General features: G+C 73.5%; 9 protein-coding genes and 2 pseudogenes. 1 reads left to right on the top strand and 10 read right to left on the bottom strand.

The annotated features are described in order from the left end of the window. Positions 1–104: 104 nt before the first annotated feature. The 3 genes and pseudogenes from AC5P1B_RS27780 to AC5P1B_RS27770 form a co-directional block, all read right to left on the bottom strand. Positions 105–695 (bottom strand): annotated as a pseudogene (locus AC5P1B_RS27780) (dioxygenase family protein); the annotation flags it as partial. Between the two features lie 150 nt (positions 696–845). Next, positions 846–1871 carry a helix-turn-helix domain-containing protein gene (locus tag AC5P1B_RS27775; protein WP_493890561.1) on the bottom strand — a complete coding sequence of 342 codons (1026 nt, stop codon included), beginning with the start codon at positions 1869–1871 and terminating at the stop codon, positions 846–848. Positions 1872–2005: 134 nt separating this feature from the next. Continuing rightward, complete coding sequence (locus AC5P1B_RS27770) at positions 2006–3358, bottom strand: amidohydrolase (RefSeq protein ID WP_493890560.1); 1353 nt, start codon at positions 3356–3358, stop codon at positions 2006–2008. Between the two features lie 173 nt (positions 3359–3531). Here AC5P1B_RS27770 and AC5P1B_RS27765 point away from each other — a divergent pair, with 173 nt between their 5' ends. Beyond that, positions 3532–3708 carry a thiazolylpeptide-type bacteriocin gene (locus AC5P1B_RS27765; protein ID WP_493890559.1) on the top strand — a complete coding sequence of 59 codons (177 nt, stop codon included), beginning with the start codon at positions 3532–3534 and terminating at the stop codon, positions 3706–3708. Between the two features lie 146 nt (positions 3709–3854). Here the strand turns inward: AC5P1B_RS27765 and AC5P1B_RS27760 are convergent, their stop codons facing one another. The 7 genes and pseudogenes from AC5P1B_RS27760 to AC5P1B_RS27730 form a co-directional block, all read right to left on the bottom strand. Continuing rightward, positions 3855–5840, bottom strand: a complete 1986-nt coding sequence (locus tag AC5P1B_RS27760; RefSeq protein ID WP_493890558.1) for a TOMM precursor leader peptide-binding protein — start codon at positions 5838–5840, stop codon at positions 3855–3857. Then, entirely contained in the window at positions 5837–6592 is a 756-nt protein-coding gene (locus AC5P1B_RS27755; RefSeq protein WP_493890557.1) for an ABC transporter permease, read from the bottom strand. Before AC5P1B_RS27755 ends, AC5P1B_RS27760 begins: the two co-directional genes overlap by 4 nt. Next, positions 6589–7500, bottom strand: coding sequence for an ABC transporter ATP-binding protein (locus AC5P1B_RS27750; RefSeq protein ID WP_493890646.1), 912 nt, complete (start codon positions 7498–7500; stop codon positions 6589–6591). The genes AC5P1B_RS27755 and AC5P1B_RS27750 overlap by 4 nt, the downstream gene beginning before the upstream one ends. A gap of 378 nt (positions 7501–7878) precedes the next feature. Further along, positions 7879–8988, bottom strand: a pseudogene (locus AC5P1B_RS27745) (peptidase M50); the annotation flags it as partial. Then, the gene (locus AC5P1B_RS27740) at positions 8985–10100 is read right to left on the bottom strand and encodes a lantibiotic dehydratase C-terminal domain-containing protein (protein WP_493890556.1); all 1116 of its coding nucleotides are present in this window, start codon (positions 10098–10100) and stop codon (positions 8985–8987) included. The pseudogene AC5P1B_RS27745 and the gene AC5P1B_RS27740, both read right to left, overlap by 4 nt. Then, positions 10097–12943 carry a lantibiotic dehydratase gene (locus tag AC5P1B_RS27735; RefSeq protein ID WP_493890645.1) on the bottom strand — a complete coding sequence of 949 codons (2847 nt, stop codon included), beginning with the start codon at positions 12941–12943 and terminating at the stop codon, positions 10097–10099. The genes AC5P1B_RS27740 and AC5P1B_RS27735 overlap by 4 nt, the downstream gene beginning before the upstream one ends. 127 nt (positions 12944–13070) lie before the next feature. Next, positions 13071–14744 carry a nitroreductase family protein gene (locus AC5P1B_RS27730; RefSeq protein WP_493890554.1) on the bottom strand — a complete coding sequence of 558 codons (1674 nt, stop codon included), beginning with the start codon at positions 14742–14744 and terminating at the stop codon, positions 13071–13073. Positions 14745–14752 lie beyond the last annotated feature (8 nt).

Below are 14752 nucleotides of genomic sequence, written 5' to 3'. Positions count from 1 at the left end.
GGCCGGTCGCCGCCCCCTTTCCACCATGCCATGCCTGCCGTGCGGCGCCTGCGCACCACGAGCGCCGCACGGCTGTCCGGGGGCCTGGATCAGCGGTCGGTCCGCTGGTTGACGTTGAGCAGGAAGTCGAACTTCGCCTCCTTCGCGCCTCCGACGGTGCGCACGTTCATCACCAGTGCGGGGTGGAAGATGGGGTCGTTGTTGTTGCCCGGCTCACCGGGGAAGTACAGCTGGGTGGTGAGGACGGGCCGGTTCGGGGCCTGGACCTTGACGTGGATGTGGCGGGTGCGGCCCGGGTAGAGGCCCGGGACGATCGTGGTGAGGCTGAACGCGCCCTGGGCGTCGGAGAACTGGTGTCCCCGCAGGCGGTAGCCCCGGTTGTCGTAGGCTCCCCGCACGTCCGCCTGCCAGAAGTCGAGCAGCGCGTTCGCGATGGGGCGGCACGCCAGCCCGAAGACGTATCCGGTCAGGGTCAGCCGGGTGCCCTGCGTGCCCGCTTCGAGCAGGGAGGTGCGGCGTGGGGAGTTGGGCTTGAAGTAGGGGCCTTCCGTCTGGGGTGGGGTCGGGTCGTCGCCGTCGTCGCAGTACGGCGTGGGTGCGAGCGGCTGGCCCGACGGTGTCCTGTCGTCGCGCGCCCACGCGACGCCGCCGAGCACGACGGGCAGTGGCGCGGCGGCCAGCGCCGCCTTCAGCAGGGTCTTGCGGCTGACGCCTTTGTTGTTCTTCGCGTCCTCGGGTGTGTTCTGGCTGTCGTCGGCTGGGGTGTTCTCGCCTTTCACGGTGTCCTCCCGCGGGGTCGGGGCCGGTACTGACCGGACGAGCGGGACCGAACCTATGCGGGGTGCTCACAGGGGGTCGATGGACTCCGTTCGGCGAACGTGGTGATTCCCTCCGGTCGCCCTCCCTGGAGCGGGCGGCGCCGGGTGGGGCGCCGCCTGGCGGCGGAAGTCGCCGGGGCTGATGCCGGTCTCCCGGCGGAAGAAGCGGCAGAAGTACGCCGGGTCGGCGAACCCCACCTCGCGGGCGACCTGGCTCACGGTCAGACTGGTGCAGGCCAGCAGCCGCTTGGCCTCGCGGATCTCCGCCTGCCTGATCAGCTGCCCTGGGGTGCGGCCCGTGGTGCGCTTGACCGCCTCGGTCAGATAGCCGACGGAGACGCCGACGCGTGCCGCGTACGCCCGGACGGACCGGTCGAAGTCCTCGTGGCCGTCGGCCCGGCGGGCACGGCCCGAGTGGTCGGCGCGGTGCTGGACGGTGAGCAGCTGGGCGAAGTGCCTGGCGACGACGGCGCCGCGTCCCGTGCCTTCTTCCTCGGGACGCGCCGCGCCCGGCAGCCGCCCGGCCCGCACGATCAGCACGTGCAGTTGCGAGCGCAGCACGGAGATGAAGCCGTCCTCCCGTTCCCTGAACTCGCGGTGCATGTCGGCCACCAGGCTCGCGAAGCCGGGCGCCGCGTCCGGCCGCAGCCGCAGCCAGGGCCGCTCACCGAGGCAGCGCAGCGCCGACCGGTCCGAGGGGTGGGCGATGAGGAAGTCGTCGGTGAACAGGACGACCCACCCCTGGAGGTCGCTGACGCCGTGCCAGTAGTGCACCTGGCCGGGGAGGATGAGGCACAGGTGGGGTGGGCGCAGCAGCCAGGGGACCTGGTCGATGACGTGGGTGCCGGTGCCGGAGGTGACGTAGAGCAGCTCGTAGAAGGTGTGCCGGTGCGGGAAGTTCGCCCGGGCCATCGGGCCGAAGGTGTCGAACGAGCCGATGGCGAAGGGCAGCAGGTTGGGGGCGGGGACCTCCAGCCGGTGCAGGGGCACCGGGTCGGTGCGTTCGTCCTCTTCGCCGGGAAGCTGGTAGATATCGGCGGACGGTGTGGGCATGGCGGATCATGCTCCGTTCTGCTCAGCGCGCTCGCGCGCCGTCATGCCGTCACCCCACCTCTAAGCCTGGTCCATCGAGGCTCCCGGGAAACCGGTGTTTTCGGTCGCGTGTTCCCCTGGCGCAGGCGCGGGCGTCAGCCGCGCGGGGGTGGCAGCCACTCCAGTGCGGCCGCCGTCAGGGCGCGGATGCCGGTGGGCAGCGCCGTGCGGATGTCGGCGGCGAACTCCGGTGCGTGGTTGGCGGGCAGGGCGGTCAGCTTCTCGGCGGCGCTCGCGCCGGGCGCCGCGGCCCACTGCCGGGGGCCGATCGCGCCCAGCATCCAGTAGGCGGTGGGCACTCCGTCGGCCGCGAACAGGGGGAAGTCCTCGGTGGCCAGCGTCGCCGGGTAGGAGGTGACCCGGTCGCCGCCCAGCACGGCCTCGTGCGCGCGGCGTACGGTGGCGGTCGCCGCCGGGTCGGGCGTGTTGACCGGGGAGCGCGACACGACGGTCAGCTCGGGTTCCCGTTCGCAGCCGGACGCGGCGCACTCGGCGCGCACGATGTGCTCGACCTCGCGCGCCGTCCGCTCCAGGACCGCTGCGGACAGCGCCCGCACCGTGATGCCGAGGACCGCCCGGTCGGGGATGACGTTGGGGGCGATTCCCGCGTGCAGGGAGCCGACGGTGAGGGAGACCTGCCCGGCGGGTGCGGTGTCCTGGCTGGTCAGGCTCCGCAGTCCGAGTACGGTGGCCGCCGCCGCGACGACCGGGTCGACGGCCAGCCAGGGGGCGGCGGCGTGCCCGCCCCGCCCGTGGATGACGACCTCCCAGGTGACGCTGCCCGCCATCAGCGGCCCGGCGGCCGGGTGCGCGACCATTCCGGCGGGGAGCGGGGCGGTGTGCTGGGCGAGGGCGACGTCCGGCCGCCCGAACCGGTCGTACAGGCCGTCGTCCAGCATGGCCCGCGCGCCGCTCAGGGTCTCCTCGGCGGGCTGGCCGACGATCAGCGCGGTGCCCCGCCAGCGGCCGGGGGCGCGGGCCAGCAGGGCGGCCGCTCCGGCCAGCGCCGCGAGGTGCAGGTCGTGCCCGCAGGCGTGCGCGACGGGGACCCGGCGCCCTCGGGCGTCCTCGGTGACGGTCTGGCTGGCGTACGGCAGTCCGGTGCGCTCCTCGACGGGCAGGGCGTCGAGTTCGGCCCGCAGCAGTACGCGGGGGCCGGGGCCGTTGCGCAGCACACCGACGACGCCGTGCCCGCCCACTCCCCCGGTCACCTCGTATCCCGCCCGCGTCAGCCACGCGGCGAAGCGCGACGCTGTGCGCTCCTCCGCGCCGGACAGCTCGGGGTCGGCGTGGGTTTCCAGACAGAAGGTGACGGCCGGCTTGATGACCGCGTCAGGGCCCGCGCCGAGGACGGCGAGGACGGCGTTCCGCCGGTCGTCACCGGCCGGGGCGGCCGGAGCCCCGTCGGCTGGGCGGTGGCCGGGCTGGTCCTGGGCGGGCGAGGCCATGCGAACTCCGTTCCGCGGGGCGGGGCTTCGGCGGGTGGGCGGCTGACAGGGGGTGTCAGTGAGGTGACAGCGGTTCGGCGGTGGTACTGCCAGCGGCGTCCGATGGAATGGGGACCGCACCACCCGCGGCCCCGCCGCGCTGGTGTCCTGGCCCTACGACTTGGGAGGCACTTATGGCCCCGAAGACTGATCTGGCTTCGCTCGCCGACGAGATCCTGGAGCTGGAGTCGGAGACCTTCGAGATCTCCGACTACTCGGACGCCAGCGAGGTCGTTCTCGCCGGTTCCACGAGCAGCAGCAGCACGAGCACCTGCTCCAGCACCACCAGCACCACCAGCTGCAGCGCCTGACGGCTCTTCGCAGCGCTCGGCTCCGTACGCGGCGCCCACGGCCCCCTCCGCTCGCGGAGGGGGCTTCATGCGCTCCGCCGCCCGCACCCGACGGCCGCTGACCGGCCCGACGGCCGGTGTGCCGTGCGGGCCGCGGGCCGTACGGGTCACGGGAACGGGTGCGGTACGCGCTTGATCTCGTGGTCGGCCAGGTCGGTGGCCCGCCACCCGGCGCGCCGGAACGCGGTGCGCAGCCGCGGCATGAGCAGGGCGCGCTGCCGGGACCAGCCGAAGTCGATGGGCAGCAGCCCGGGAGCCAGGGTGCACACCGTGCGCAGTCCCATCTCCCGCTGCTCCGGGGTCGTCTGGTCCACCGCGATCACGTCGAACCCCGCCCCGGCCAGCTCGTCGCGGCACCAGGCGAGGTCGTCCCGCAGGTCGAGGGTGTGCGGGTGGCGCTCCCGCCAGCCGCCGTAGACCTCGTCGAGCGGCCGTACGGACACCGGTTCCAGATAGCCCCGTGCGTGGTCGGCCATCGCGGGCAGCCCGTAGAGCTGGGCGTGGTCCTTCAGGTGCAGGACGCGGTGGTGGTCGCCCGCCATCGCCTCCAGTTCGCCGCGCCGCTCCTGGACCTGGTGGCCCAGGTGCGGGATGTAGGTGAGGACTTCGGAGAGCGCGGCCTCGATGGCCGTCTCCGGGTCGAGGCTGGCCCCGGCGCCGAAGGACAGCGTGCCGGGGCCGCCGTCGCGGCGGACGGCGAGCGCGGTCACCGCGGGCACCGCCAGATCGATCCGGTTGTCGAAGGCGTGCACGTCGTAGCCCTGGAGGGCGGCCCGGTCGGCCATGGCCCGCACGGTCTCGCCGCGGCAGGACGCCAGGTCGATCTCGGTGAGCGGCGCGTCGCCGTACCAGGCGAGGAGGAAGGAGTCCCGCTCGATGAGTTCCATCAGCCCGGAGAGGACGGCCTCCTCCATGCTGCCGCCGATGGCGCAGCCGTTGGAGCTTTCGAAGACGAAGTTGTCCGAGCGCAGCGGGGCGCTGTAGTGGACGAGCCGGGCGGGGACGAGGAGGGGCCGTTCGTCGCGCAGCGAGTAGCCCCACAGCCAGGGGATGGCCTGGCCGGGGTCGAAGGGGCGTACGCGCGGGTCGGTGCGGTAGGTCTCCGCGTCGTAGAAGCCGCATTCCGCCGGATTGAGCGCGTCGGCCGCGACGTTCGCGTACGAGTCGATGAGCGGCTCCCCCCGGCCTCTGCGGTGGGTGCCCGCGTAGCGTTCGAGTCCTTCCAGGAAGGCGAGGGTCCGGCTGGAGTCGAAGGAGTGGGACTGGCCGCTCCAGGTGACATCGACCAGGCCCGCGTAGCTGCGGACGAACACACTCCCGGCGACGGGGGCGGTGGTCGGCGAGGTGACGTTGATCCAGGTGCCCGCGCCCAGCGCGCCGCAGACGGGGTTGGCCAGCGCGGCCGTCGGCAGCGGGTAGGAGGCGGCGGACCGCTCACGGTAGACGTCGGGGTCCGGCTTGGTACGGGAGGTCAGCGGCAGCGCGGCGGCGTCGGCCGTGCCGGTCAGCGAGGGCGCGCAGCTGGGGCACAGCGGGTCGGCGAGCAGCGGGAAGCTCTGCACCTGGAGCGTGCGCAGATCGAGCCGGGAGACGTGCGGCAGGTCCCGGTCGGCGGCGGTCGGCGCCGGGGGGGCGGGCGGTCGGCCACCGGTGACCGCCTCGTACAGCGACCAGGCGGCGTCCAGCAGATAGCCGGTCAGCACGGGCCAGTCGCCCACGGCTGTCGTGCCGGTCCCGGTCTCCAGCGCGTCGCGCTCGGAGCGGGTGCGCAGCCGCTGCCAGCGGATCGCCAGGCAGTGGCCGCAGCCGCTCGCCGCTCCCGCCTGGCCGCCCCAGGGGCCGATGAGTACGGCGTCGGCGCTGAGGTGGACCCGGGCGGCCGCGCGCAGCGGGGCGTACGGGTCGCGGGGTGGCGGCTGTTGCGGGTCGGTGGAGCCCAGCGGGACGACGACGGGCGGGCCGCCCCCGGTGCCGCGGGCGGCGAGGGCCGCCGCCAGCGTGCGGCAGGCGGCCGCGAGGGGCGCGCCGTCGTCGGCCTGCGCGGCGGCTGCCGCGTCCGGACTGGTGGCCGGGCCGGTGGCGGTGGCGGTCATGAGCGGTTGCTCCACTTGAAGGTCCGCAGCGCGATGGCGCCGAAGAGGAGGGTGAACCCGGCGAGCCCGGCGCAGGAGACGGCCAGTTCCCCGGCGCTGCCGGTGCCGGCCAGTGCCCCGGTGATGCCGTCGTTGAGGTAGCGCAGCGGCAGCGCCCAGGAGACGGCCCGCATCCAGGAGGGCATGGCGTCGAGCGGGAAGAACGATCCGGACAGGAAGGCCATCGGAACCATCAGGAAGTTGGCGATGGCGGCGACGGCCTCCGGGGTGTCGGCGTAGGTCCCGACGGCGGCGCCGATGACGACGAAAGCGGTGATCCCGAGCACCAGGACGGGCAGGGCGAGCGGCCAGCTCGCGTCCAGGGAGAGGCCGAACAGCGGCAGCAGGGCCACGGCGACGAACAGCACCGACTGGACGGCGCCGATCAGCAGGGCGATGACGTAGCGGGAGCCGATCACCGAGGACAGCTTGACCGGTGTCATGCGGATGAGCCGCAGCAGGTCGTCGGCGCGCCACTGCATCAGCGTGAAGGCGACGCCGAACACGGCGGCGTTGCCGACGCCCCAGGAGAGCACTCCGGGCGCGATGTAGCCGATGTAGGGGCGCCCGGTCTCCTCCACGTCCTGGCCCCGGAAGATCAGTCCGAAGACGACGAGGAAGAGCAGCGGGAAGGCGAAGGTGAAGAAGAGCGTGGCCTTGTCGCGGACGTACGCCCGGTAGCTGGCCTCGGTCAGTGCGGCGTAGGCGCTCATCGGGTCTCCGTGAGTTGGAGGTAGACGTCTTCGAGGGTCGCGGTGCGGGTCTGCACGCCCTGGAGGCCCGCGATGTCGTTCACGGCGGCGAGGACGGGACCGGCGTCCGCGGTCTCGATGACGACGGAGCCGCCGTCGAGGGACGCGTGGTCCACGCCGGTGATCCGCAGCGCCTGTTCCACGGTCAGCCGTTCGGCGGGGACGAGCAGCCGGGTGGGTGCTCCGGCCGCACCGATCAGCCGCTGCGGGGTGTCGAGCGCGGCGATGCTCCCGCCGACGAGGATCGCGACGCGGTCGCAGAGCGCTTCGGCCTCGTCGAGGTGGTGGGTGGTGTACACGATGGTGCGGCCCTGGCCCTTGAGATCGCGCAGCACCTGCCACAGCGCGCGGCGGGCCTGCGGGTCGAGGGCGGCGGTCGGCTCGTCCAGGAAGATCAGTTCGGGACCGTGGACGAGCGCTGAGGCGATGGCCAGCCGCTGGCGCTGTCCGCCGGAGAGCCGGTCGACCCGGGTGTGGACCTGTTCGCTGAGGCCGACGAGGGCGAGCGTGCGTTCCACGGCTTCGCCGCCCGCGCCGTACAGCGCGGCCACGGTGCGCAGGTGTTCGCGCGCGGTGAGCCGGACGAAGAAGGCGCTGCTCTGGGTCTGCACGCCGAGCCTGGGCAGCAGCGCGGTATCGCGCGGCCAGGGCGCACTGCCGAGTACGGACACGGAGCCGGAGTCGGCCTGCCGCAGCCCTTCCATGATTTCGACGAGGGTCGTCTTCCCCGCGCCGTTGGGGCCGAGGAGGCCGAAGAACTCACCGCTGGTGATCTCCAGGGAGATCCCGTTCACGGCGCGCAGTGGGCCGTACGCCTTGTGTACGTCGTTCAGCACGATGGCCGGTCCTGCGCTGCCGGGCACTGTCATGGTGGTCACCGGTTCTGCGTCGCTCACGGCTGCCTTCCTCGGCATGGGGGGATGCGGTGGTGCTGCGGGGCTGGGGGCCGGGCGGGCTGTGGGCACGGAGCCGGTGGCCCCGTGGTCCGGGCCGCCGGTCACCGGGGCGGCGGCCGGGGCGTGTCCGGCCCGCGTCGGGGTCGCCGGAGTGTCCTGCGCCGCCTCGGCGCACTGTGCCTTGGCGTCCTGTGCCTCAGCGCCCTGTGCCTTGGCTTCCTGTGCCTTGGCACGCTCTGTCTTGGCACGCTCTGTCTTGGCGCGGGCCGCGCCGCCCACGACCGTCGCCGCCGTGAACGCCACGATCAGCACGGCCGGAACGATGGCCGCCGACGCGCCGTAGCGGTCGCCGAGCAGCCGGTGGCCGGCCCAGACGAGGCCGGCGCCGACGCCGCCGAGGGATACCGCGACGGCCGCCCCGTACGCCGGGTAGGCGATCCGTGCCCGGCGGGAGTACCCGGCGGTGCCCTCACCTTTACCGAAGGCGCCCAGCACGGCCAGCCTCAGGTAGCGGCGGCTCTCGGCGGCGTAGTCCGTCGCACCGGCGAGCTGGCTCGCCATCTTGTAGCCGTCGAGCGGGGGGACCGGGATCAGGTTGATCCACGCCTGGACGCTGCCCAGCAGGAGCACGGCGGCCAGCGCGTCCCGGGTGGGCTCGTCCGCCGGGAGGGCGAGCCACAGCGGGAAGAGCGGCAGCAGGAACAGCAGGTTCATGAAGGCGCCTGCGCCCGCCGTCGCGACCTGGTGCCAACGGCGGCGCAGGAAGAGGAAGTTCTCCACCGTGCAGTACATGATCATTACGGGCAGCCGCCAGCGGAGCCCGATCTCGCTGACGGTGCCGCCGAAGCGGCGGGCGGTGACACCGTGCGCCAGCTCGTGCAGCGCGGTACTCAGCCACATCAGGGTGCACACGGCGAGCAGCAGCGCCGGTTCCCGGAAGGCCCGGCCCGTGGCGTCGGTCAACTCACCGATGTGCACGGCCAGGGCGGCTTCCATGGCGAGGACGAGAACGAGCAGCGGCCCGGCGACACGTGCGGCGAGGGCGAAGCCGACGAGCCGGTGCAGCCGGTCGACCACCGCTGAGGCGTCGCTGAACAGCCGTACCGAGCCCTTGTAGAGGCTGGAGCGCTCGGCCGGGGGCGGTGGCGCGGCGGCCTCCGCCCGCTCGGGGCCGCCCGCGAGCAGCCCGCGGGCGTGCAGCAGCCGCAGCATCTGCTGCCAGTTGCCCTCGCCGAGCCTGCGCCCGAACGCCGCGGCGTACTCCTCCCCGATGTCGCCGAGGCTGCGGGTGCCGTCCAGCCTGGCGATGATGAAGTGCTCCTTCGGCCCCACCTCGAAGGACTGGCCGCTGCCCGGGTCCTTGACGAGGTGGACGTGTGCCCGGCCGCGCAGCAGGGCGGGGCTGAGCAGGATGCCGTCGCGCACGGCCGGGCGGTAGCCGTCGAGTTGCCGCGCGGTCACGGCTGCCGCCCCGCCGACCGGTCGCGCAGTGAGCGGCCGAGGACATACGACAGGTACGCCTCGTCGCGGATCGTCACATGCAGCCGGTTGTTGGTCATGTGCATATACGGGGACAGCAGCAGCGGCAGCGCCTGGGCGGGGTCGGTGACCTGCTCGTCGCGGGTGCCGTCCCAGGAGCGGAAGACGAGGTCGCCCCGGACGGCCAGGTCGTGGGCGCGCTGGCGGAGTTCGGCGCAGTGTTCCGCCCAGCCGTGCAGAAAGCCGGGCAGCCGCTCACCACCGGCCGCGCCCTCAGCGCCGTCCGCGGGGCGGGGGGCGACGGCGGCGCGGACCCGCGCGAAGCGCTTGCCGAGGTCGGCGGCCATCGCGTCATAGCCCGCCTCGTACTCCTCCACCCCGATGAAGTTGGTTCCCGAGAACGCCTTGTGCCAGAAGACGTGGTAGCTGTCCAGGTACTCCACCAGCGCGTCGGTGCCGGGCAGGAAGCAGCCGGACATGACCATCATCAGCTGCGCGGAGGTGCCGAGCAGCACGGTGCGCAGATGGACGTTCTTGGTGCGCAGGGTGTCGATGACGAGGTCGGTCGAGTGCTTGAAGTGCCATTCGGCCAGCTCGATCCCGGCGGGGCCGCCGTACTTGCCGTACTCCGGCTCGTACGGCTCGTAGCTCCAGCTGTTGTTGGGCCGCAGGTTCATCCGGCCGTGCTCGTCCTTGAGATCACCGCGTTCCTGCCCGGGGAACTCGATGTCGAACAGGGCGTTGTAGAAGTCGTTCAGGAACCCGAAGTCCACCTGGTAGAGCGCGGGCCGGGTGCGCAGGAACTCCTCGATCGCCGCCTCGGCCCTGGCCTTGACCTCACCTGTGGCCGCCGCGCTGGCGGGCCGCAGGCGCAGCCGCACATGCGGGCCCTCCAGCCAGTAGTTGATGTAGAAGTGCCCGGCCAGCAGTCCTTCGCCGGTCAGCTCGGCGATCAGCGGGCGCACGCACTGCACCAGCAGCGGCTGCGGGTTGGCGGCGTAGAAGATGTGCAGCGCCTGCCAGGGTCCCGGCGCGGCGCCGGGGTCCGGTGCGGCGGCGCTGCCGGGCGCGGGCCGCGTGGTCGGTTCGGTCATCGGCTTACGTCCTTCGCTGAATCCTGCGCGGGCATGCCGGCCCGGACCGGTCGCCGGTGGTAGGTGAGGGTCTCGACCGCCAGCTCGGCGACGTGCCTGCCGCGCGCCGAGACGACGTGCAGGGCGTCCTCGGCGGGCAGCGCCTCACGCAGGACGACGCGGGCCTCGGCGTCGCCCAGCAGCGCTTCGAAGGCCGCGAGCGAGAGCGGGCTGTCGAAGTCCACGTACTGCGGCTTGGCTCCGGCCCCGGCGCGGCCACCCGCCGACACCGTGGCGAACACCCGGTCGGGGATGTCGTGCGCCCGCCGCCAGCGGTGCCAGCCGAGGAACCAGTCCGCGTCCGGCTGCCCCTGCGCGCGCAGCGGCAGCCCGGAGGCGGTCGCGGCCCAGCTGCGGCGGCTGAGGACCAGCCCCCGGTGGCTGACCCGGGGACGGCGGGTGACGCCGCCGGTGTCGGGTCCCGCCGGGACGCCGCCCCACACATCCAGGGGCGCCATCGAGGTCGGTGAGAGAAGCAGCAGCGTACGGGGGATCTCGGGCAGCGCCAGCGGCACCAGATAGCCCAGGTAGACCGGAATGACCTCACGCCCCAGGCGCCGGGAGCGCAGGACCAGGCGGTCGGCCCCGGCGTCGTGCTCGACGTACAGGTCGTCCAGGTGGATGCGGTCGGCCTCGGGGACCGAGCTGGTCTCACCGGGGCAGACGATCTCGTAGTCGGTGAGGCGGCCGTGCAGATTGAGGTTGCTGGTGACCGCGCCGCCGGTGACCTCGGCGAAGACCGCGCCGTCCGGCTGGACGGCGCGGGCGTTCTCACGCAGCCGCGGCGAGAGCGCTTCGGCCCCGGCGCCGGCTCCTGCCCCGGCGCCCCCGTCGTAGCAGTGCGTGAAGCGGCTGAACGGGAAGGCGAACCCGCCGTACGAGCGGTTGAGGACCGCTCGCGGCGCGGCCGCGCCGTCGGGTCCGCCCGCGACGAGCTGGACGAAGTGGCTCTGCGGGGCGAAGGCGGGGGCGAGGGGCGCCAGGTGCCCGGCGACGGCCGTGAGGAACGCGTCGTCCAGCTCGATCTCCCCGGCGCTGCCCGCGCCTTCGGCCCCTCCGCCGCCCTGGTCCTTCTCCCACAGGCCCCGCATCCGGGTGACGCACTCCCGGCGCGCGGCGTCCAGCGCCGTGAGCTGCGGCAGCCCCAGCCAGTTCTCCTCCGGCACGTACTCCCCCGCCGCGTCGAACGGCTGGCGGCGCCCGCTGAACGTCAGGTACTGGTCGAAGAAGTCCTCGTGGAAGTCGTGGACCAGCCGCAGCAGGTCGTCGCAGCGGCCGCCCGCCCCGAAGCGGGCCTGGAAGAAGCCCTTGAACGTGAGGCGCTGGGGGAGCGTCAGGTCGAAGGCGGGCAGTACGCGCTCCACGGAGCGCAGCGGCTCGCCCAGCGGGCCGCGCCACGCGTCGAGCGAGCAGACCGTCTCGCCGCCCGCGTCGACGTCCTCGTACATCAGGGTCTGCGGAAGCTTCGGCGCCCTCTCGCCCAGCTGCTCCTGGAGGCCGTGCAGCACGCGGCGCAGCTCGCGCAGCAGCTCACGGCGCTCCCCGGTGTCCGCCGCGCGGTACCGGTCCACGAGCGCGATGGGGTCCGTCAGGCTGTCCGCGAGCCGGGTGGCCCAGTCCCTGTCCAGCGCGTGCAGCGCGGCGCGGAAGGAGCGCAGCGGGTCCGGGCTGTGGACGTCCGTGCTCAGGCACGGCACGCGCACCATGCCGAGCTCCATGAGGGCGGAGACGTAGCGCTCGCACTCGGCGGCGTCGGCGTTCTCCTCCTCGGCGAGCCAGTGCACCAGTTCGCGGTGGCGCAGCGTGGAGCACTCCTCGAACAGGGCGATCATGCGCTCCAGGACGCCGCTGCGGCGCAGGAAGAACAGCCGGTCGGAGACGGCGTCGAAAGTGACGGCCGCGTCGTCGTCGCCCGCCGTGACCGAGCGCCGCACGTAGCGCACCCGGTCGTCGTCCAGGTCCCAGCCGGAGGCGAGGGACAACGGCAGATCGCCTCGCCGCCCGGGGTCGGCCAGGATGAGGTCGGCGAGGCGGCCGAGGACGACGACGTTGAGCCGTGGGTGGCTCGTCCAGTCCTCCGCCAGGTGTGTGTCGTGCGCGCCCGCGGCACCGCCGGTCTCCGTGCGCCCGGTGGCAGCGATGTCCCGGCCCTCTTCGAACCGGCCGAGCGCGACCCCCGTGAAGGTGCTGAACGGGCTGGTCTTGCAGGCTGTGCGGTACAGGTACGACAGGACCGACCGCTCGATCTTGCGCTGCCGCTTGCCGGGCCGGGCCGAGGTGTCCGCCACGAACGCGTCGAGCTGGCCGTCCAGCGTGGGCGAGGCGAGCAGCAGGCCGCGGCGCAGCCGGTCCTCGCTCAGCAGACGGCGCAGTTCCGCGCGGGTCCCGGCGAGTTCGGCGGCGAGCAGCGGTTCGCCCGCCGCTGTGAGGTCGGCCAGCCGCCGCCGGTCCCCCAGCCATCGCTCCACCTCACCCGCGAGGCCGCCGACTCCGGGACCGGAGCACGAGACCAGGCGTACCGCCTCGTCCGGGTCGCGCGGCAGCCGGTTGTTGAACAACTCGCGGCGCAGCTTCAGCAGTCGCCGCCGCGCCGCCTCGTCGTCGTTGGAGCCCACCAGGTCGTACAGCAGGTCGCTGAGCCGTGCTCCGCGGGAGCGCACCTCCTCTTCCTCGGCCAGCGTCCGCCGTGCCCAGCGGCCGCTGTCCGGGCAGCGCAGCGGCCGCACGGTGTCGATGGGCAGCCCGGCGACGCGCAGCATGAAGCGGCGGCCCAGCGCCCAGGAGCCGTCCGGGGATTCGGTCATGACCGCGCTCTCTGTCGTGGGGGTGGGAGCGGCGCGGCTCGCGGGGCCCGGGCGGCCGTCGCCGAGGGCGCCGCGGGCGTCGGCGGGCGGGTGCGCGGGGTGCGTCGCGTGGGTGGGGTTCATCGGCTCACGCGATCTCGTGGCGGAAGTCCGCGGGCTGCGGACGCTCGTTGCCGATCAGCATGATCAGCAGGGGGGACTCGCCGTGTTCGGCGAGGCCCAGCTCTTCGATGAAGGAGATGTTGTCGAAGCCGAGGGCGACTCCGGCGCCGAGGCCGAGTGCGGCTGCCGCTGTGTAGAAGGTCTGCGAGACCGCGCCGACCGTGGCGTTCACCAGCCGGTAGCCGCGGTCGCCGACGGCGTCGAGTACGGCGGTCGTCCGCACGGTCGGCACGACGACCGCGGCGGCCTGCTCCAGGTTGTAGTTGGACAGGAAGTAGTTCCGCTGGAGGAACGCGCCCGGCGGGCCCGCCGTGGCCGGGTGCAGCGCGTGCGCGGCCGGGTCGTAGGCGTACGCGCCGGGGGTGAGCCCTTCCACGTGGTTGACGAAGACGTACAGCTTGGCGAGCGGTGTCCGGTCCCGGGTGGCGTCGGTGTCCAGATGGGAACCGGCGAAGGACGCGGCCAGGGCCGCGGCGAGCTGTTCGGCGCTGACCGGGCGGCCGGCGTCGAACCGGCCGAAGCTGCTGCGCCGTTCCCGCAGGGCGGTACGCACGCTCATGTCGAGCGGCGCGCCCGTGGGCAGGGCGTACGGGGCGGGGCCCGTGCCTGGCGGCGGCGGTGGCGGGGCGGCCGCCGGGGTGAGCGCGCCCGGCGCCGGGCGCTCGGCCGCGTGCTCGGTGGTGGCCTCGTGCATCCGCTCCAGCGCCTCGAAGGTCAGCACGCGCCGGGAGCTCTCGCTGTCGGCGCGCCGCACACGGCCGGTGGCCGTAGCGGGTGTGCTCGCGGCGGGTGTGCTCGCGGCGGGTGTGCCGCCGCCCGCCCAGGTCAGCGGCACGACGGCGAACAGCCCCTCTTCCGTGCCGCGCACGCCGAGCAGGCGGGCCAGGCGCTGCTCGTCGAACCACATCGTGGGCGCCACCCGCAGTCCCCGGGCCGCCGCCCACATCCGCCAGGTCTGGAGGACGGTGCCGATGTCCATGCTCACGGCGTGGAAGGAGAAGCTGTTGTACTTGAACGCGTTCTGCCAGTACTTGATCCCCAGGATGAGGTACTGATCGGTGAACCCTCCTGGGACCGCCTCTTGTTGGGCCGCCTGTCCGTCCGCAGCGGCCGGTCCTTCGCCGAGGGCGGCCCGCACCTCGCCTGACACGTCCCCCGCCAGCAGCCGTTGCATGGCGTGGTGCCGGGTCGCGTAGTGGTGGACGCCGGGCGTCAGCGGACCGCTCGGCCCGCTGACCCAGTAGACGCTGACCGGGTAGAGGCCGCCTCCTGAGGCTGTGCCGCGCGACCAGTTGGCCTGCGGGTAGAGGGGCAGCGCGGCGAGGTCGGTGTTGGCCTGGACGCCGAGCCTGCGTCCTGTGAGCCCGTACGAGTCGAGCAGCATGCCGCCGAGCAGCGGCAGTGTGAACGGCTCGGGCGCGTCGCCCGCGGCGTCGCCCGCGCCGTCGTCGCCGAAGAGGCCGCGGTGGACGGTCGCTTCCGCGGGGTAGTCCTCGTCGGGCAGCGGGAACGTCTCGGCTCCCGCGTAGTACTTCGACTTGCGGGGCCGGTCGGTCCAGTCGGGACGGAAGTTGACCGGCTCCATCGGGACGCGACCTCGGTGCATGATCGCGTCCGCGTACTCATGGGCGTAACCCATGGGAGGGC

The sequence above is a fragment of the Streptomyces sp. A01 genome (genome assembly GCF_059026195.1).
Note: the sequence above shows the minus strand (reverse complement) of the source record. Positions and strands in the feature narration are given on the sequence as shown.